The following is a 20,425-nucleotide window of genomic DNA, read 5'->3' as shown; positions in this document are numbered from 1 at the left end:
GTTTGTTAATTTTCTCAAATATACAGCCATCACTATATAATTGGCACAAGAAAAAATGGGTATTTCATGGGTAATATTGGTCATTTAAATTAATATTGTAATCAAAATAAAAAGTATGTCAAAACCAACACGAATTGAAATTACTGCGGTTTCTGAATTTGATTTTGAAGATCTTCGCGATGTTAAAAAGAGACTAGAAGCTAATAAGTGTATGGAAAATGCCATTATTTGCGGAAAAGTCTGGAATGCAGAATTTGTCGAAGGTATTCTTAAAACCACTCTGAAAGACGGCACTGGAGTATTTGTGGCGCATGCCTGGAATTGTCTAAATGGAACGTACTTTGATGTTACGAGGGACTTCTTTCTTTGTAAAATTGATCCGGAGAATACTTATGAATACTTTGCAAATCAAAAATATTCACCAAAACAATATAAAATCAATAAACAAAAACTTTACTCCTGGAAATCGGATGTTTTAGAAGGGGCCAAATTTTTAAATGAAAAACTTAAAAATATGCATTAGCCTTAATTTTAACTGGAACAATTTTTCTGGCATTACCCCACTATTACGCATTTTATTCTTTGCTAGGGCTTTCAGCTGAATCACGGTTTTTGCGGTTTTTTTTCTTTACTAATCATTTTGGTAAGAAAGATTGGTGAGCTTAATTAAAAGAAGCTTCTAATCGTTCCCACACAGTTCAATTCAATTGAATTTACTTCGCAGAACACCTTTTAAAAACTTCTTGTCAGCAAGATTACTGCTTGTTGTCTGTCCATTTAATTTTCACTGCTGAAATTTTGTCCAGTTCAAGCCTGATTTCGCTTAAAATTTCAAATCCGCACTTTTCATAAAACTTCAAAGGTGAATAGTAAACGGTTCCGTTTTTCTTCAGGTCATTATGGTGGTCAATTACCCAACCGTTCAGTACTTTCTCATTTCGCTTAATTTCATTAAGCATCTTTCTTCCCAATCCTTTTCCCTTAATTTTTTCGGATAGAATGATGGCAAACCAGGCCTCGTTATCCCTTCGAAAGGTAAGTGCCCAACCTAAAACAAGGTCTTCGTTACTTTCCAATAAAAAATGATTGAGGTTCGTAAGGTTTTCCAGATAGTCATCGAATTCAGCAAGTTCATTGTAAGCAAGTTTTTCAGGGTATTCGCTATTCCATAAGTCAAATACCTGCTTTTTCGTATAGTCGTCTAGTTCGGTTGCTCTGGTAATCTCAAAGTTATCTGTCATTTGCTTTGCAGGTTTATTGGAAGATATTTTAGGTATTAGACCTAAACTTCAATCTGATATACTCTTGATTTTTCCTCCCATGGATGATACCCCTCGCCCAGATAGGTAAATCCATATTTTTCATAATAACCAATATGGTCGGTACATAAATTCAAGTATTTAAATCCAAATGCCTTAGTATCCTCTTTTGCCTTATCTATAAGTAGCGAACCGTAGGCATTTCCCCTAAATTTTTCGTCAATGTATATGGCACAAATCCAAGGATATAGATCCATTCTACTTATGAAATCGTTTGTGATCAATCCTGCACAGCCGATGATTTCTCCATCATTTTCTAGCAAGTACCATTGAGGTAAAGGCTGATGGGCATTGATGCAATTTGAAATGCAGTCTTCATAAATAATTGGCATAACTTCAGACCAACTTTTTTGAAAATATTTGATAGCTGTATCTTTGTATGATGGATTTTCTCTTACGGATATGATGTTCATATTAAAATTTTTTGCTGTCAGAGCTCTTGTTTCGCATTTGTCATTGAGATACAACATTGGCCTGATACTTTGCTAATGTTATAGCGTGATAAACAAATAATATCATTAAATTATGACAACGTGTCGCGGAATAAAGCGGCATGAGAATTATTCATAAATCCTAATTTTCAAAAGAAGATTTAACAGCAATAAGCAAATTAATGTGATAAAAGTGGGGTTAGGGCAGTTGGTAATCTAGCTAGTTAATTTCCAGTTCTACCTGTTTTTTCTAACAAATCCATAATACGTTTGTTCATCTCCACAACGTTGTCAATCAAAGTTAGAATCGCGTCATTCTGTTTTTCGTTTGTTGTTGAGAATGTACTATTCGTCTGAATAGCTATAGGAGAATTGGTAATGTTTTCTAGCACATGTCCTTCCGACACATTCAACAATGTGAACGGGTCGATATTCAAAAATTCAGATACCTTTTGTATTAGCTCTATGGTTATTTTAGTTTCTCCACGCTCATACTTTGTGTAAGCAGCTTCGCCAATACCCACATATTCAGCAACCTCAAAGGCTTTTTTGTCTCTAAATTTCCTAAATCTGGATATATTTCTACCTATAGCCTTATTTTCAAGCACCGTAAAATTTTCGTTAGTTTCTGTATCTGACATAGCGTTGTATTTTTTAAACAAATTGATAACCTAAAACTACTAAAAATAATAGCATTAAGCCAATCAAACTGGATATATTGCTTTATAAAAATGATGAAACTACAAAGATAAGATAGTTATTAGTTTAAAAATTATAATTTTGCCATACTTCTGATGTAAATTACATGGTATGGCTTACGAGCCTCGCACCGTTAAATCTGACAATTTACCCCGCGAGCGTAAGCAGAGCAACCTTGTTCCTATACAAGCTATAGGGCTGGTTCTCGCTTATGTCTAATGGGGAGCCCTTCCATATGGAAGGGTGGCTTTGTCAGAGCCGACGGTCATTAGTCTTTGCGAGTTACCAGCCCTATTGTATTTTTCAATAGTTGGTTTCTGTAGGCTGACAAAGGTTCGTTGTTAAGGCAACGGGAATGAAAAGCAATACCAACAAACAACTCAACAGATTTAAATTACGGCAGCCTTGGTTAACGGGGCTTAGCGTCGTGTTAAGGTTATCTGCTTTTCATTGTTCAAAGGCATCAAGTCAATACCATACAGATATATTAACACATGATCAGCGATTGGAGGTTACTGGTATTAACTGGATAAGTCGTCCACAGACTGGTTCTTCCATTTTAATATTACCATTTAAGGAATTAGGTTTTAGCAGCAATGCTACAAGGCCCGTTTTACATTGGTGCCTAAAAACACATTTTTACCTTTTAGTATACTGCAGTCGTAACATACAAATACTTACCAGCAGACTTATCATATTAATCAGTTTGGTAATATGCCACCCTGAGTAAATAATATATTTAGCAAAACGGCAACACCTAGGTTTAGTTAATGATAGTTTTTACCCGTTGCCGTTTGCTTTTTTCCTTAGTTAATAGATCAAACTAACCTTATTCACAATCTCATGAAAAAAATAACGACATGCCTCGTAATGGCTTTGCTTTGCCTAAAATTTTATGTAAATGGGCAGGAAAATAAGCCGGTTGATGTAACATCAAAAGGCATCCAAATCGGCCAGACAGTACCAGATATAACCATTAACAACATTCATAACTACAAAACAAAAACTGCAAAAATCTCAGATTTTAAGGGTAAACTTTTGATACTAGATTTTTGGGCAACTTGGTGTTCGCCCTGCGTAGCTATGATACCAAGAATGGATAGCCTCCAAAAGAAGTTTGGAGATAAAGTACAGTTTCTTTCGGTGACCTACCAGAGTGAAAAGGAAGTGCTCCCCTTTTTGGAAAAATTGGAAAAGAGGGATGGAATGAAATACACTATACCGCTTGTTAATGCAGAAAATGAACTACATAAGTTATTTCCCCACGTTTACCTACCACATTACGTCTGGATTGATGTAAAAGGGAATGTATCTGCAATTACCAGTCATAGGGAAATAAACGAGATAGAAATCCACAACTTTTTTTTAAAAGGAAATGTTGCTGAACATAAAAGAGACGAATATCTGCCTTATGATTTGAAACAATCTTTTGCTTCAAATCTCAATGGATCGCAACTTGAAACGTCATATTCCTCTACGCTTACTAAATATATAAAAGGACTTACACCTTTATCGGATGTGTCAACTGATGAGGCTGGAACGAAAAAAATCATAGTTCTGAATGGCTCATTAATGGGACTTTACCGCACATCATTAAGAGACAAGTTTATCATGGCCAAAAACAGAGTTATTATGGAAACTGTAGACAGTAATCTGTTAAATACAAGATTTAAAGGAGCTGAATATCTGAATTGGCTTAATAAGGGAAATGGCTTTTGTTATGAATTAAAGGTAGAACCAGCACTTGCCAAAGATATTTATGGATTTATGAGAGACGATCTTAACAGGCTGTTCCCAAAATATAAAGCTGTTATAGAAACCCGCAACAAGGAGGTTTATGTTCTAAGAAGAACATCGAAAGTTGACAAAATTAAAACAAAGGGTGAACCTTACTTAGCCACATTCAATCTTAATGGATGTAAAATGGTAAATACTTACCTGATACAATTTATTAGTGAGCTTAACAAAATTTATCAGCAAAGAAGTCCATATCCTATTATAGACGGAACCGGGTATATGGAAAAGGTAGATATTGAACTAGAGGCAAACCTTAGCGACATCAGTTCTATTAATAAAGCGATCAAACGCTACGATCTTTTATTAGAGAAATCAATAGCGCCAATTGAAGTATTGGTAATCAAGGACACTTCTGTTCTTACTGCAAAATAATCCAAACATGAAAAAGTATCTAAACCTAATATTATTGCAATTAGCGTTTTTTATTATCGCATCAGTTGCATTTGCTCAATTTAAAATAACTGGAAAGGTGGTTTCTAATGTATCAAACCTGCCAATTGAAAAAGTATCAATATCAATTAATGAAAGCACTCAAATTGTACAGACTGACAGTGAAGGGAAATTCACAATCATTGCTGCAACTAACGGAATTTTAACAGCCAGCCATGTTGGTTATTTAGATTATACAGTTAGTTTAAAGGCTGAGCCCAATGCGCAAACATTATTAATAAGACTACAACCAAACACTCAACAATTAAGCGAAGTGACAGTTATCTCTACAGGATACCAAAAGATTCCAAAAGAAAGAGCAACTGGATCATTTGCGCAAGTTGATAATAAATTGCTTAATAGACGAATCAGTACTGACATACTCTCTCGACTTAATGACGCTGTGCCAGGCTTAATATTTAATCACGAAAGTGGTGCAAGGGCCAATAGTATTAGCATTAGAGGTCAAAATACCATAAATGCCAATGATCAACCATTAATTGTGTTAGATAATTTCCCGTACGATGGCGACATTACTAATATTAATCCTAATGATGTAGAAAGCATAACTATACTAAAGGATGCATCTGCTGCGTCTATTTGGGGTGCAAGAGCTGGAAATGGCGTAATCGTCATTACTACAAAAAAGGGATTGTTAAATCAGCCCTTACAGATTTCATTTAATTCAAATCTGACAATTGGGACTAAGCTCGACTTATACTATACACCCATAATGTCATCTGTAGATTATATCGAAACAGAAAAGAAATTGTTTGCCCAAGGGTATTACACTACACTTGAAACATCTGTTTCAAAACAGCCCCTAACGCCTGTTGTTGAGTTATTAATCGCAAAACGTGATGGAAAAATAAGTGCGTCCGAAGCTGATAGACAGATTGAGCAATTTAAAGATTTTGATGTACGTAATGATTACAATTCATATTTACAAAGACGAAGCATAAACCAACAATACAGCCTTAATTTGAAAGGTGGAGGCCAGTTTCACAGATATTATTTGTCATCTGGTTACGATAAAAATCTCTCAAACCTCATAGGAAATGATTTTAGTAGATTGACTTTTAATCTTGGAAATTCATTTAGCCTGATAAATAATAAGCTAGATATCGCAACAAATGTTTTATATACCAATAGCCGGACAGATCAAAACAGTATAGGTATTTCAAATCTTGGATTACAGGGAAGAGATCTGTATCCTTATGCCAAGTTTGCTGATGCGAACGGCACTCCACTTTCTATTGCCAGAAACTACAGAACAAATTATATTAATGAGCTTGCCAATAACGGAATAGGCCTTTTAGACTGGAACTATCGACCCTTACAGGAATTAAACCTTTCAGATAATTTTTCAAACTCTTTTGACTATTTGATTAATACAGAGGCTAGATATAATCTTATTAAAGAATTAGACATTTCTATGCAGTATCAATATGGTAAAACTTCTTCAAAAACTGAAAACCTAAACAATGCAGATAGCTATTACACAAGAAACCTTATTAATGAGTTTACTATCATCAATCCGGGTATGCCAATTGAGAGGCCAATACCATTAGGTGGTATATTGAATTATTCAGATCAATCTTCGATCAGGAACAACTTACGCACCCAACTAAACTTTAATGACAAATTTGGAGAAAAACATAGTTTAAACGCTTTAGCAGGTGTCGAAATAAGAGATTTTAATATTATAGGAAATTCATATCGCATTTATGGTTATGACAGCGAACATGCAACTGGAAAAGCTGTGGATTATGTACATGCCTATAGTAATTTTGTGTACCCACAATCTAATAACAATCTAATTCCAAATCGGGATAATAGGCAAGAACTAACAGATCGTTATTTGTCTTATTATTCTAATCTAGCATATACTTTTGATGATAGGATCATAATATCTGCAAGTGGAAGAATTGACAAGTCAAATCTTTTTGGTGTAAATTCCAATCAAAAAGGTGTACCGCTATGGTCTATGGGTTCTAGTTGGGAAATATCTAAAGAGAGCTTTTATAATTTAACATGGTTACCTTATTTACGAATTAGAGCAACTTATGGTTATAGTGGAAACATCGATAAAACACTGTCGGCGTATACTACTGCAATGTATTATAATGGCAATGATATTGTTACCAAACAACCTTATGCAAATATAATTAATCCACCCAATCCAGAATTAAGATGGGAAAGGATTTCAACAACCAATTTTGGAGTTGATTTCAAACTATTTGACAATAGGTTTGGCGGAAGCATTGAGTACTATGCGAAGAAAGGAACTGATCTTATTGGTGAAACTGCATTTCCACATTATACCGGAATAACTTCCTTCAGAGGAAATAATGCCGACATTAAAGGCAATGGTATTGAAGCAAACCTATACACTAAAAACCTGAATGGAGTATTTAAGTGGTCTACGGATTATCTTTTTACTTATGCTAGTGATGAGGTGACGAATTATAAAGTTGATGGAACGGTAAGCAAGTTTCTTACTTACCTGAATACTCCGCAAGTTGGAAGACCTCTCTATGCAATCTATAGTTATAACTGGGCAGGTCTTGATCCTTCAAACGGAAATCCACAAGGTTATTTGGCTGATGGTTCAATAAGTTCTGATTATGCAAAAGTTATTGCCCAAACTACTGCATCTGATCTTAAATATAATGGAAGAGCAAGGCCACTATTCTTTGGTGCAATGCGTAACAATGTGTCATGGAATAATTTTTCCCTTTCTGTTAACATCAGCTACCGTTTGGGTTATTATTTTAGAAGATATTCGGTACAGTACGGCGACAATTATGGTTTAGGTTCCCACGGCGATTACGATCTAAGATGGCAACAACCAGGAGACGAACAAAGAACACAAGTTCCGTCTATTCCACTAACCCCGAATACGAATAGAGATAGTTTTTATTTGAGATCGGAAAATCTTGTTGAAAAAGGCGATCATATCCGACTTCAGGATATCAATTTAAGTTACAATCTGTCTAAACTAGGAATAGCCAAATTACCTGTTAGAAACTTGCAGTTGTACCTCTATGCAAATAATCTTGGTATTTTATGGAAAGCATCAAAAAGCAGGATCGATCCCGATTTTCAAGCTTCACTACTTCCGCGCACACTATCGATTGGTGTAAAAATTGATTTTTAAACATACACGAAATGAGAAAGATATTCATTATTATGGGAGTTTCCCTATTTATCTTATTCGCAGGTTGCGAAAAGGATTTTCTTGATAAAAAGCCAAATAAGGCCCTGCTAGTTCCAACAACATTAAATGACTTTCAGGCTTTGCTTGATAATAATATCGTCTTTAATGTAAGCCCAGCCTTAAACATTATTGCCGGAGACGAATATACAGTAACAAATAATGGAGCAGGATTAAATGCCTTACAGAGTAATACATATTATTGGGCAGACGATATTTATCAGGCCGCTACTGCAATTACCGATTGGGACATACCTTATAAGCAGATATTTTATGCAAATATCGTACTGGACGGATTAGGAAAGATTGACAGGAATATTAATCCAGTGCAATATGACAATATAAAAGGGAGTGCACTTTTTGTGCGGTCTTTTGCCTTTTATAATCTTGCACAGCTATTTGCTCAACCTTATAGTCCCGCTAGTGCAAATACTACTCCTGCCATTCCGATGCCGTTATTTTCGGACGTCAACAAACGTCCAGGACGTGGGAACTTACAACAATTATATGCTCAATTATCAGCTGATCTAAAGATTGCAGTTGAACTTCTACCTGCCACTTCGCAATTTAAAACAAGACCGAGTAAATGGGGCTGTCTTTCGTTTCTTGCAAGAGTCTATTTAACTATTCAGGATTATCAAAATGCGTTTGAATTTGCAGAAAAAAGTTTAGCCATTAATAAGGACCTGCTTGACTACAACAATTTGGATGCTAATGCTGCCAATCCTTTTCCCAATACATTACCTAATGGAAATTTAGAAGTATCCTATCACAGCGAAAATATATCTTATGCCTTTGTACGTTCAGCAATAGTGAAGTTTAATACCGACCTGACAAATTCTTATGTTCAGGGAGATTTAAGGAAAAATATGTTCTTTATTCCTTCAAATGGAAGGTTTAGGGGATATGTAGGTATAGCAAATGATGAGGTATATCTTATACGTGCAGAAAGTGCATGTAGGTTAGGCAAATTGGAGTTGGCGGAACAAGATCTTAATTTTCTTCTAACAAAGCGTTATAAAACAAATACTTATGTTCCTACTAATGGAATGGAGCAAACGGATCTTTTGAAAAGAATACTTTTGGAAAGAAAAAAAGAATTGGTAGCCAGAGGATTGAGGTGGACAGATCTTCGACGGTTAAATCAAGATCCACTTACGGCTATTACCTTGCAAAGAAAAAGGGATCAAGTTGATATCTTACTTGCTCCAAATGGATTAAAGTATACGTTTCCTTTGCCTAATACGGAGCTAATGGATGGTATAGAGCAAAATCCAAGATAACATTAGAAATGGGTGTTCATAAACCGAACACCCATTTTTTTTAGTTCAAAGAAAAGTCTCCATCCAATGTTGTTCCACTATCTGGAATAGAAGAACCACTTGTTGGCGGGGTACTGAACAATCCACTACAGGTTTCTGAACTTGCATCGCATCTGTAAGTTCCTGGAGCCGGGTTACCAGAATTATCCATTGTTTTTCCCTCAATTAATACCCATTGATTATTGGCTTGGTCATAGCCATATTTTTGAGCAACTGAATTGCTTTTAGCTGGTGTAAAAGCCATTGCTGCAAATGCAACAAGTGCAATTGCAAATAATCCGATTTTGTTCACGCTTTTAAGCGCAATGTTTAATTTGTTCATGATTATAGATTTTTAGGGTTCTGTTATTTAAAGATTTTATTAGAACCTGTCTGATATTGAAATCCTAGAAGCTATAATTTCTTTATCAATAAGAATGATATTTTGTATATACAGGCCAGCTTTATCCTGAATTATAATTTTATCTGAACTGATTTGCACGCTCCTTTCTATTTAATAGGTTTAACCATTTATTGTTTTCTATCCCTAGCCCTACGATTGCGATTAAAATGAAAAAAAGATTAAAAATTAGATGCTTACCATAACTCATGTTCTCCAATATACCCCCGCAACTACAAGGAATACGCCCAAATATTCCGGTCATTATAAGACCTATGTAAGAAGAAAAGAGGATCAACAATGCAAGGGATGCCCAAAGCGCCTTAATTCTTGTAAAAGGAAAAAGCAACCCTAACATTAAAATTATTTCTATGGTGGGGATTAACCAGGTCAGTATTGAAGATATTAAAGAAGGGAAAATCTGATTGTTCATCTGGTCCCTTGACTTGTCATAATCCATTAATTTGCTATATGCTGCATAAAAGAAAAGCGCTGCAATTATTGCAGTGATTATCGCCAATATTGTTTCCTTTTTCATATCTGATTAACTGGTAAAGTAAAATTAGATAGCTTATAATCAGAAAACTATAGGTCAATTAGAAAGTATTTGGAATATTTTAAACGGTTTTAGGGTTGGATTTCTAACCTCGGTATAGTCAGATTTCAAATCGATCTTGGATAATCAACATGCATTTGATTCAAGGGGGGTATACCTTAAAAATAAAAAAAGCTAGGATTATTTATTGTTTCTTTTAATACTATAGTAGTATTTTTTGTCGATCCTTAATATCTGTGATATTTGTTCATCAGTAATAGCTTTTTCCATTCCTGGATTCATCTGATTGAAATATTTTCGGCGCTCAACGGCATTTGGAATGCGTAACATTAGCTCCCTCTTACGCCCCTCTAAAAGATTTTCCTCATAAATTTCTAATAACATTTTATAAAGATTTACATCTTCTTTCGCTAGTTTTTCCGCACGAAGCAGATTTAACGCATATGCTGTTGTAGGCTTCAATATTTCAATTATTTCCGAAATGCCCTTTGTTGCTAAAAAACCGTGGCTTGGAATTAAAAAGCCAGTTTCGAGCATCCAAAGTGTATAGGTAGATTCTTTGTATTCTACGGAACCCCGTACTAGGCCAATTGAAATAAAGTAGAGCATCGGAACTGATTGTATCGTCCCGCCAAATATCCAACCTTTCTTAAATTCTGTTTTGACAAAGAGATTAATTAATAATTCGATGGTGTCTTTCTTTGCAGTATTAAGAGTTTTCAGTTTTTCTACAAGTGCTTTCATCCGTCATTATTTTGGTAAACATTTCCAATAAACCAATTTTTTTCAAATAATTCGCATGACACTTTTTACATAAAATGTGTCATGTTTAAATGAAATCGAGCTTACTAAGGTTATGAAAGGCAATTTTGGATGACAAAAATTATTTCGTTTTAACGCCTAATTTCATGATATTTATTCTTTATTACGCAATCGTCCCAAATGAACGACCTGTATTTTTAGACTCTGAAAAATATAAGCGTCTATTCTCCGAAAGGGAATTCTAGAAAGAAGAGCATATGAATGAGGTATTAAATAAACTACAGACACACGTTGATTCTTTTGGACAATTAGTCAATTTCAATACTGAAAACAGAGAATATATTGAGCATGAAAAGATACTAAAGGAAACTTTAGGTACTTTTAGCGATAGATTACAGGAACGTATTGGTGAACAGGATACAGAGGTGAAGCTATCTGTATTTATAAAGCTAACACAAGCTCGTTTAACAGAATTTTCTGATAGGGTATTTCAATATCATAGTGGATTATGCTCCTCCAATTTGGAATGGGAGATTAAGTTGAAGAGCTTATATATTGATATTGAGAATAAAATTATCAAGGTTTTAGAATTTCTACGAATAAATTTTTCACCAAATTTTGACTTTTTTGCTAAAGTTCCGATGTGGGTGGTTTATGAAGATAAGGATGTTCCAGCAAAAAAAATGTTCGTTATCAATGGACTAAAGGAGAAAGCCGTCGATGAGAACCTTATTTCCATTATCACCAATTTCTTAGATAAGTATCAGGATTTGAATTCTTTTGCATTCGAAAACTGGCATCAATACCTTTATTATAAAAATCTATTATCTGCAATTTTCAATTATCTCATCTCGGATGAATCTGGAGATGACTCGATGAACATAATCAAGTTGTTAATAGGTTATAATTTTAATCCTTTAGTCTTCTATAATTTTATGGTCGAATTTGGGGAAAGCATAGTCTCCAAAAGAGCTCCATTTGAAGAGCAGGAAATTGCTTTACTCAATCTTCTCAAGACTGTGGGCAACATTCGCCCTGAAGTCAGTATAGGCTACAATCCAGAAGTCCAGCCAATACTTGATTCTATATCCGGCTCAATTCTCCATGAACTTGCAATTATTGCGAAATTGAAGGAAGTTGAGAGTTTTAATGCCATAGATGAAGGTGGCAAAAAAAAAGCATGGCAATATTTCGAAGTCTCTACGACTTTAGAAGAACTTTTCTTTTTACTCAAAGTGATGCAGGCTGTCAATTTCTTGAAAACGAGATATAATGCAAATCTTTATAGATTTGTTGAGCGCCACATTAAAACGGATCGGATAAGGAATTCAAATGCTTCACCTCATTATATGCGTAATATCTTTGCGCCGAAATGGGAGTTTTCATCTCGCGTTGTCAAAAAAGTAAGATCATGGCTGACTATGATGATAGCTTATATTGATGCCCAATTTCCTGAACAGCTTAGGATTTTAGTAACTATTTCGTTTCTAGAAGTTCCAGTAAATCTCTATTTTTCAATAGCCTAACTAACTCATTGAACCATGAATAGCAAAAACCATCTAACTTTAACAGCTTTCCCCAGCCCACATCCGTAATATCTCTTATTGTTAAGAAGCCGAATTCAAGACTTTTCTTTTTGAAATTGTCAGTAACAGGTAATTGATCGATAAGTATATCAATGAATCCTTCATCTTCATTTATGTTCTTTTGCATAATATCGAAAGAGCATTAATCTAATTTAGCCGTTTAAAATTGAATTAAATTTTTGCTTGATGGTATTCTTACAGTTTGAAAAGTTGCTAACTGACCTTTAAATGATTACTTCAGCTTATCCCCATTAGCCTAAAGTATTGTTTCCCTAATTACTATGCTTTGTCCTATCAAATGTAATCAACGATTATTAAAAAAATGGATATTTTGAAAAAAAATAACTGGCCTAAAATGTCACATAAATATATGTTCTTACCTATTTTAAATGCCTGTATTTAATATAAATGACACTTATTGCATGTCATGTTTGTCACTTTTTTGGCAAGAATAGCTTGTCCAATTTGGGGAAAAATAACCTAAATCCCTGAACTATGAAACCAACATTTAAAATCATGCAGTGGACAAATGAATTTATCCATCCTAACGTATTAATCAATGGTAAAGCCAGCAAGGAAGAGCTCACGAAACTTCAAACTGGATTCTTAAATCAGTTACGGAATTATAGTGAGGTTCCCTTTGTAAAATCAAATTTCAATAAAAGGAAAACCTTGATGCATCTAAGACAACTGGTTGGCATAAGTAATGCAATCTATGCCTACCTTTTCCATCTGTCGCCTGTTTGGAAGAAAAAAAGAACATCTTCTAACATTAAATCAACGTATTTAAATCTTCTCGATTCAATAGAAAGAACGATTATTAATGTTAAGCAGATTGAGCCGGAAGCTGACTCAAAACTACCCATCACCATGTACCATAATTATTGCATGAGGATGGATTTAAATGGTGTATTCAACTCATTTCTTGATCTTTTAAATAAATTATCCATAGAACCGGAATTATATCGCCTGGTTGAGAAATTTCTTATGTTATTTAGACAAAAGAAGAATATTACTCAATGTGAAATTGACTATATAACTAATCTAATCAAGCAAATTGAAACTAGCAACATTAGTGATACATCACACTTAGTTGATTTATTATATCTACAAGGATTTAACACTAGGGAATTTTTCCATTTTTATAGCAATTCATTTAATAATCATCTAAAATCTATTTCTAGCCTGCCTGATCAGATACAATCCATAATAAGTGAGCAAGACAGGTTAAATGGTTTGCTGGTAGGCAATAGAAGGATGTCGATTCACCACGATCAAATAGACAGACAGTTTAAAAATTTTCTTTTGAAAAAGGAAAAGCACCTATCAGAAATTCTAAATCTTCGTAGAGCTATCGTTCAAGACGAGCAGTTTTCGAAAACAACAAGTAGATTGAAAATATTTCTATCTGTAGCGCAACTGGGTCTGCTCATTCGTTTATTCATCGAAAAAGGACTTCTAGCAAAAGAAAATATCGGAGAACTCTTTACTTTCTTTGCAACCCATTTTTCTACGCCACAAACGCAATACATTTCATCAGATAGTTTAAGGAAAAAATCTACTGATGTGGAGTTTTCTACGGCGCAAAAGCTTAAAGGACATTTGATAGGAATGTTAAACTGGTTGAACGAAAATTACAACCTTTCCAATTACAAAAACTCATAATTTTTTCACTTCTGAATAGAAGATTTAAGCAGGGGGTGACCATTTTTTGGTCATCCCCTGTCACTGTTTTGGCCCCCCTCTAATTTCTTGCTTTGTTTCGGAAATGATAGTTAAACCAACATTTTAAGGAACTCTTATGAAGCTGAAAGACCTGTTTTATCTGTTGAAAAATGCCACTGAACAAGGGGTTGACAATGCCCTTTTAGAAAGTGGACAACTACAGGAACAGCTTAGTAAGGCAGAAGCCTATCGGCTTTTTGGTCGTGGCAATGTGGACCGTTGGATCAATGAAGGTCTAATAAGCCCGATTCAAAGCACAGAGAAATGTTCCAAAAAATCCCTTGACCGGAATAAGCTAGAAGCAATTGCAGCTGCCAGCAACCGGATTACCTATCTGCCTGTGGCAGATAGGTAGACTTCTTCATTTCCCAAAGGTCTTTGACGTATAGGGATGAAGCATTAACCCGCCTTAAAGCCGGGAAATTTTGCGAAAGTGAGGTTAGTTATCTATTCTACTTTACAGGCTAATATCGCCTGTTACAGGAATGGATCAAGCACCAATAGCTGAAAGCGCATTGGCAGGCCGAGGGAACTATCGTGTATAGTCCCCAAGTGGCCCGTATCGTAGGATACGACGCTAGTAGTCCCGAATTAATAAACCGGCAAAGCGGATTATAGCGGGCTCGTTACCCGTTGCCGGTTCTCCAGAGGAACTTCTATTCCCTATCCCATTTCTCTTAAGCTAAATCTTTATGAATATTTTATTAACCGATTACCAGTTAGGAATACTCTTGCGCAATGCTGCCGAAATGGGTGCCAAGCTTGTGCTTTCCAGAACCGGAAAGATCAAACCTTATCTGAACAAGTCAGAGGCATTTCGTCGCTATGGACGAAAGAACATTGAAAGGTGGATTGATCAGGGATTAATTACGCCACGCAAAGACGGTAACCAGTCTGCTGCCTGGCGGATCGACCGTATTGAAGTAGAAGCCATCCAAAAATCGCTAGATGCTATGCTATACATCTAAACCATTTCTCATTAATCCTAAATAAGACCATGAAGAAAAATTTTTTAAATGCAGGTTCCATAAAGGAACAAGTGCCCATATGTACATTACTAAAACACTTAGGGTACAAACCAGCTAAAATAAATGGCGTTGAACATCATTATATTAATGTGTTAAAAAGTGCCGAAATAAAGTCAGCTTTTGTTGTAAATGAACAGCTAAATATCTGGTATGATCGTTTAACAAAGAGAAGTGGCAATATAATAGACTTTGGAATTGCCTATTGGCCAGATCTTAATTCAGAGCAGGTAATAGAAAAAATCAGCCAATTTTTTCAGATATCAAAACGACCTACTGGAATCCAAAAAACAAATGGCCAGAGAAAAAGGCTTGCAGTGAAAATACCTTTCTATCATATTGAGGAAATTAAACCTGTTGGCTGTAATGTCGAAATCACGGCTTATCTGCAGTCTCAAGGATTGTGGGAAATTTCAATAGGCCATTTAAAGGAAGTCTATTATTATGTGGTAGATGAAAAACGCAGGCGCAAGGAATTTTTTGCAGCCGGATGGCAGAATGAAAACGGCGGCTGGGAAGTTAGGGGCAAGAATTTTTCAGGCTGTTTGGGGCATAAAGGAATGACGTTTATTCCTGGCAACGAAAGCAGCCTGATCTTGTTTGAAGATTACATTGACTACCTGAGCTGGAAATTTGCTAATAAACTTCTTGGCCCCAGCATATTGATTTTAAATTCCCCTGAATTTGTAGAAGCAGCAAAAAAGCGGGCTTCCAAATTTCATGAAGTCGCAGTTTTCTTTGGAAAACAACATCTGAATGCAGAGGTCTTATCTGCCATTCAGGGTATAAATCCACCTAAAATTATTAATTCGCCATGACAGAGTTTTTAGATATGTCCACATTGGAAAATATTTCCATTGTAGATTTTTTATCCCGTTTGGGCCATCAGCCCGTAAGGAAGATTGGCAGGGAACACTTTTATCATAGTATGCTTCGGGAAACCAAAAAAGATACCCCTTCTTTTACGGTTTGGGATGCTGGTGGTAAGTGGATTGATCGCGGTGGTCCCGGACAAACAAACATTAAAGGTGGTGGTATTGTGCAGTTAGGTTTGGCATATTGGCCCCAATTAACCTTTATTCAAGTCCTGCACAAGATTAAAGAAGTCAGTAACCTGGATACCTCATTGCTCCCTGAATATATACCACCTGTAAAGTACGCGCATGAAAAGGAAGAAGAAGGCTACAAATTTGAATTGGTAAATACCAGACCAATAGGATCAAATTACGTACTGACCCAATATCTTAAATCGAGGGGCATACTCGATGTAGCAGCACCTTATCTAAGTGAGGTTTATTACCGACATAAAAGCGGAGCTGGAGATCAGCGGACATTTTACGCCATTGGCTGGCAAAACGAATATGGCAATTGGGAATTTTCTAATGCAAAGGGTTTCAAAAGTAGTATTGGCGCCAAAGGTATTTCGGTAATAAATGGAAACCCTGATCATGTGGTACTTTTTGAGGGAACGTTTGATTTTTTGAGTTGGCTGAAAGAAAAACAGCCTCAAGTGATGCCTACCGTAATCGTTTTAAACTCAATAGTGTTTTTGGATAAAATCATTGAACCCCTTAGTGATGTCCAAATGGTTGACGTTTATTTTGACCATGATGGACCGGGAAGAAGGTGTACAGCTCAATTAATAAACGAGATACCCCATGCCATTGACCGCTCTTATGAATATCAAGGCTATAAAGATTATAACGAAAAAATAAATAAAGAAATGGAGCCGCCGAATTATGCTCAAAAGTCCGAGGATCAGGCAACAAGGAATATTGGAACAACCCCAAAACGTTAATCTTTATATATCTATCAGACTATTTGCATAGCTAGATATATAGATGCCCAGCCTATTGTATAGCCATCAAAGCATTTATTTAACAATCTAACTAGATAGTTATTTGGATATATCCATATGTGTTGATGCACTGCTTTGTTTGCCTACTATCTATATGTATGGATAAATGATTATATAACCAACCAACTATACCTATTTCTGCTAATATGGATTTATAACTATTCCTTTATGCCGATACCTATATATATGTTAATACGGATATAGGGTTATTTTATTAATAGCTATTTATACAGTTATCTAAATAGATATCTGGACTTAATTTTAAACATGTTCACCTGTATGGCTCACGAAGTATTGGCCTATGCTATACCAAAAAGTGCATTTCAAGTAAAAACGGTATAACGGTATTTTTTTGTTTTGTTGTGGGCAAGTTGTGTTTTTGTCCGTACAGCCCGCCTTCGGCCTGGGCTGACGACAAAAACGAACTTGCCTTAGCCTGCCTAACCCCGTTGGGGAAAGGCTGGGCTAAGGAAGAAAAAAGGTCGCAACTCCCTTTTTTTCCTGCAAAGCGCCAAGACAACCGCCATAAAAAATTACCCTCAAATTTTTAACCCTAAAAATTCATTGTATGTTATCTAACCATCCTCTTAGATTAAGAGTAGGCATGGCATTGCCATGCCCATTTATCCCTCGTGAGTATCACAATGCCAAACATTTTTTAATAAGGGCATTCAATGTTTAGGCATGGGAGTTTGTTTAGTGGCATAGGCGGTTTTGACATCGCTGCTACATGGGCAGGTTGGCAAAATGTGTTTTCAAGCGAGAAAAACCCTTTTTGTAAAACCATTCTTCAATATTACTGGCCTAACATTTACCATTATGACGACATCTTTAAATTCGATGCAACTCAGTTTAGAGGAAGCGTTGACATCATCAGCGGAGGTTTTCCCTGCCAACCATTCAGCCAGGCAGGAAGAAGAAAGGGCAAAGCGGATGACCGCTATCTCTTCCCAGAGGCTTGCAGAATTATTACAGAAGCACGACCTAAGTGGATCGTTCTTGAAAATGTTGCTGGACTGTTCAGCATTCTCGAACCGGACAGTTTATCTGAAATGGAGATCAAAGCGGTTGAGCTTTTTTGTAAGGACAACGACCAGCAGGCGGACAGTATCATTGTCAGGCTCCAACGAAGGGTTATCGCCAGCATCATTTCAGAAATTAACGGTGCAGGATATGTATTACCGCAGCTTAAGGACGGCACGCCAATCGTTTTGTGTATTCCGGCTGCTGCCATTAACGCACCACACCAAAGGGACCGGGTCTGGTTTGTTGCCCACACCGACAGCTACGGAAATAAGCAATCTGGGAATGACAAAAAAACAGGTAGAACAAGGCAGGGAGCTGGCAGATCGGAAAAGCGAGAAGGGAAACGGCGGGCAGGTATCATTGACGGACTTCCTGATCTATTATACCCTAAAGGCACAATCTCCAACATATCCTGTGATGGAGGAAAATATGCCAGTATTGATATTGCGCCGCCTGTTCCGGGTGCTTCCAACGACAGAGCAAATTGGCAAAACGAAATTCCCAACTGGGAAACATGGCCAACTGAACCCCCGTTTTGTGGCGGAAATGATGGGCTTCCCCTCGAATTGGACGGAATTACCTTTTCTGCATGGCGAGCCGAAAGCGTAAAAGCATACGGCAATGCAATTGTTCCGCAAGTTGCCTTAGAAATTTTTCGGGCCATCGAAAAAGCAGACAGCTCAATTTAAAGCTAAAAGAAACATGGCAAAGAATGAACTTTCCCCACGAAAGATACGCCGATTTGAATTGAGGTTGAGCGAACCGGAACTTCATCAGTTTCTCGAACTGGAAAAATCACTGGGCATAAGTCGCGCGGATATTGTGCGTATTAGAGTACTTAAAAATTCTACCAAGATGCTTGTGAACGCCAAAGAGCTGATGAAACAGCTTGATCTTATCGGCGCTGAACTGGGGCGGTCCGGCAATAATATCAATCAGTTGGCAAGACATGCCAATGTGCTGCACAAACGAGGAATGCTTGGGCATGAAGTGACGGCTGAATTTAACAGCCTTTTTACGGAGTACGTTGAAGTTCAACAGGAGCTTGAAAAACTGTTCCGACAGATTATACGGCTAATGAAAGGTTGACTATGATCGTAAAACTACTACGTCCATCTGCCACATTTGGTGGCATAAGCTACAATACCGATAAAATAGAAAGCGACAAAGGTGAACTGATGAAGGTAGAAAACTTCGGGGCATTACAGGCTTTGGAACATTTGAAACCAAGAGATTACGTTAATTACCTTGAAGCACGTTCTGCAACAAGTGCCAGGATTAAATACCCCCAGTTTCATGCCGTTTTATCCTGTAAGGGTAAATCACATACCAAGGAACAGCTTACCGAGCTTGCAACAAATTGGCTTAAGGGAATGGGCTATGAAAAACAGCCCTATTTGCTGGTATTCCATAAAGATACATCCAACAATCACATTCACATTGTTTCTACCCGTATTGATGAAAACGGCAAAAAGATCAATGACAGCTACGAAAAGATAAGGGCCTATCAAGTGCTTAACCAATTGATGGACCTTAACGAAAAGAAGCAGATAGATAAAGACATAGAAAGGGCCCTAAGCTATAATTTTTCTACAAAGCCCCAATTTATGATGCTTTTGGAATGCCAGGGATACAGTTTGCAGCAAGATGGTGATAAATACAAAATCTCCAAGTATGGCTTGCAACAGAGAACTGTTGACCTGGCTTTGGTTGATGCTCGCAGGAAAACCTATAAACAGGATGTTGACAGATTGGCGCAGCTTCGGGCGATAATAGAAAAGTATAGTAAAATTCACAATCCCGCCGTTGTTCCGGTTTCAAAACCTGTACCTAAAGGAATGATTGCCAAACCAACAGGCTACACTTCTGATCTTGCCGAGGAATTGTCAGCAAAATTAGGGCTTCAGATACTCTTCCATGGTCAGCCTGGTATGCCACCTTATGGCTATACAGTAATCGACCATTCCCGAAAACATCAATCTGTCTATAAAGGCGGTGAACTTATGCCATTGGAAAAATTGATAGACCCAACACAATTTCTCGCAAATAATCTTCAGGAACCCAAAATCGAAATGCTAGAATCGGTGGATGCCGATAGAGATATTGAAGATTTACCCGCGCAGTCTGTAGAGCATACAGATACAACACCTGCATTTACTGGTGGATATGAAGCAACATTTTTTCTACCAGAAATCAGCCTGGATCTTGCTGAAGACATTGATGATGAAGCCATTCTTGGCAGGAACCGTCAACGCAAGCGCAAGGCAAGAACAAATACAAGATAATACTTACAT

General features: G+C 36.6%; 19 protein-coding genes. 13 read left to right on the top strand and 6 right to left on the bottom strand.

Annotation, left to right across the window (positions count from 1 at the left end):
• Positions 1 to 115: 115 nt before the first annotated feature.
• Positions 116 to 523 (top strand): hypothetical protein, encoded by a 408-nt coding sequence (locus BLR60_RS04320; protein WP_090497169.1) that lies wholly within the window; start codon positions 116 to 118, stop codon positions 521 to 523.
• 232 nt (positions 524 to 755) lie between these two features.
• Here BLR60_RS04320 and BLR60_RS04315 read toward each other — a convergent pair whose 3' ends face one another.
• The 3 genes from BLR60_RS04315 to BLR60_RS04305 form a co-directional block, all read right to left on the bottom strand.
• Complete coding sequence (locus BLR60_RS04315; protein ID WP_090497167.1) at positions 756 to 1,241, bottom strand: GNAT family N-acetyltransferase; 486 nt, start codon at positions 1,239 to 1,241, stop codon at positions 756 to 758.
• Positions 1,242 to 1,282: 41 nt separating this feature from the next.
• Positions 1,283 to 1,732, bottom strand: coding sequence for a GNAT family N-acetyltransferase (locus tag BLR60_RS04310; RefSeq protein WP_090497392.1), 450 nt, complete (start codon positions 1,730 to 1,732; stop codon positions 1,283 to 1,285).
• Between the two features lie 242 nt (positions 1,733 to 1,974).
• Positions 1,975 to 2,391 (bottom strand): helix-turn-helix domain-containing protein, encoded by a 417-nt coding sequence (locus BLR60_RS04305; RefSeq protein ID WP_090497165.1) that lies wholly within the window; start codon positions 2,389 to 2,391, stop codon positions 1,975 to 1,977.
• Positions 2,392 to 3,292: 901 nt separating this feature from the next.
• Between BLR60_RS04305 and BLR60_RS04300 the strand changes: the two genes are divergently transcribed.
• The 3 genes from BLR60_RS04300 to BLR60_RS04290 are packed head-to-tail and all read left to right on the top strand — an operon-like array spanning position 3,293 to position 9,175.
• Positions 3,293 to 4,618 (top strand): TlpA family protein disulfide reductase, encoded by a 1,326-nt coding sequence (locus tag BLR60_RS04300; RefSeq protein WP_090497163.1) that lies wholly within the window; start codon positions 3,293 to 3,295, stop codon positions 4,616 to 4,618.
• 7 nt (positions 4,619 to 4,625) lie between these two features.
• Positions 4,626 to 7,835: a SusC/RagA family TonB-linked outer membrane protein gene (locus BLR60_RS04295; protein WP_090497161.1), complete on the top strand. Its 3,210-nt coding sequence runs from the start codon at positions 4,626 to 4,628 to the stop codon at positions 7,833 to 7,835.
• An 11-nt stretch (positions 7,836 to 7,846) separates the two neighbouring features.
• Entirely contained in the window at positions 7,847 to 9,175 is a 1,329-nt protein-coding gene (locus tag BLR60_RS04290; RefSeq protein ID WP_090497159.1) for a RagB/SusD family nutrient uptake outer membrane protein, read from the top strand.
• A gap of 40 nt (positions 9,176 to 9,215) precedes the next feature.
• Here the strand turns inward: BLR60_RS04290 and BLR60_RS04285 are convergent, their stop codons facing one another.
• The 3 genes from BLR60_RS04285 to BLR60_RS04275 all read right to left on the bottom strand — a co-directional run bounded on the left by BLR60_RS04285 (position 9,216) and on the right by BLR60_RS04275 (position 10,893).
• Positions 9,216 to 9,536 carry a hypothetical protein gene (locus tag BLR60_RS04285; protein ID WP_090497157.1) on the bottom strand — a complete coding sequence of 107 codons (321 nt, stop codon included), beginning with the start codon at positions 9,534 to 9,536 and terminating at the stop codon, positions 9,216 to 9,218.
• A 139-nt stretch (positions 9,537 to 9,675) separates the two neighbouring features.
• Positions 9,676 to 10,131 carry a MauE/DoxX family redox-associated membrane protein gene (locus BLR60_RS04280; protein WP_090497155.1) on the bottom strand — a complete coding sequence of 152 codons (456 nt, stop codon included), beginning with the start codon at positions 10,129 to 10,131 and terminating at the stop codon, positions 9,676 to 9,678.
• A gap of 198 nt (positions 10,132 to 10,329) precedes the next feature.
• Complete coding sequence (locus BLR60_RS04275) at positions 10,330 to 10,893, bottom strand: cyclic nucleotide-binding domain-containing protein (RefSeq protein WP_090497153.1); 564 nt, start codon at positions 10,891 to 10,893, stop codon at positions 10,330 to 10,332.
• 275 nt (positions 10,894 to 11,168) lie between these two features.
• On the opposite strand from BLR60_RS04275, the gene BLR60_RS04270 reads away from it, so the two are divergent.
• From BLR60_RS04270 to BLR60_RS04225, 9 genes are all read left to right on the top strand, one after another.
• Positions 11,169 to 12,437 (top strand): hypothetical protein, encoded by a 1,269-nt coding sequence (locus tag BLR60_RS04270; RefSeq protein WP_090497151.1) that lies wholly within the window; start codon positions 11,169 to 11,171, stop codon positions 12,435 to 12,437.
• Between the two features lie 555 nt (positions 12,438 to 12,992).
• Positions 12,993 to 14,162, top strand: coding sequence for a hypothetical protein (locus BLR60_RS04265; RefSeq protein ID WP_090497148.1), 1,170 nt, complete (start codon positions 12,993 to 12,995; stop codon positions 14,160 to 14,162).
• 136 nt (positions 14,163 to 14,298) lie between these two features.
• Positions 14,299 to 14,577, top strand: a complete 279-nt coding sequence (locus BLR60_RS04260; protein ID WP_090497146.1) for a hypothetical protein — start codon at positions 14,299 to 14,301, stop codon at positions 14,575 to 14,577.
• Positions 14,578 to 14,914: 337 nt separating this feature from the next.
• Entirely contained in the window at positions 14,915 to 15,190 is a 276-nt protein-coding gene (locus BLR60_RS04255) for a hypothetical protein (RefSeq protein WP_090497144.1), read from the top strand.
• A 29-nt stretch (positions 15,191 to 15,219) separates the two neighbouring features.
• The gene (locus BLR60_RS04250) at positions 15,220 to 16,065 is read left to right on the top strand and encodes a hypothetical protein (protein WP_090497142.1); all 846 of its coding nucleotides are present in this window, start codon (positions 15,220 to 15,222) and stop codon (positions 16,063 to 16,065) included.
• Positions 16,062 to 17,045 carry a toprim domain-containing protein gene (locus BLR60_RS04245; protein ID WP_090497140.1) on the top strand — a complete coding sequence of 328 codons (984 nt, stop codon included), beginning with the start codon at positions 16,062 to 16,064 and terminating at the stop codon, positions 17,043 to 17,045. Before BLR60_RS04250 ends, BLR60_RS04245 begins: the two co-directional genes overlap by 4 nt.
• A gap of 752 nt (positions 17,046 to 17,797) precedes the next feature.
• On the top strand, positions 17,798 to 18,820 hold the full coding sequence (locus BLR60_RS04235; RefSeq protein WP_167354683.1) for a DNA cytosine methyltransferase: 1,023 nt from the start codon (positions 17,798 to 17,800) through the stop codon (positions 18,818 to 18,820).
• Between the two features lie 13 nt (positions 18,821 to 18,833).
• The gene (mobC, locus tag BLR60_RS04230) at positions 18,834 to 19,220 is read left to right on the top strand and encodes a plasmid mobilization relaxosome protein MobC (protein ID WP_090497135.1); all 387 of its coding nucleotides are present in this window, start codon (positions 18,834 to 18,836) and stop codon (positions 19,218 to 19,220) included.
• A gap of 2 nt (positions 19,221 to 19,222) precedes the next feature.
• Positions 19,223 to 20,416, top strand: coding sequence for a relaxase/mobilization nuclease domain-containing protein (locus BLR60_RS04225; RefSeq protein ID WP_090497134.1), 1,194 nt, complete (start codon positions 19,223 to 19,225; stop codon positions 20,414 to 20,416).
• The last annotated feature ends 9 nt before the right edge of the window (positions 20,417 to 20,425 follow it).

Origin of the sequence: Pedobacter terrae, assembly GCF_900100705.1 — a bacterium.
Classification (GTDB): Bacteria; Bacteroidota; Bacteroidia; order Sphingobacteriales; family Sphingobacteriaceae; genus Pedobacter; species Pedobacter terrae.
The sequence above is the reverse complement of the archived record's forward strand: the minus strand, read 5'-3'. Positions and strand labels throughout refer to the sequence as shown.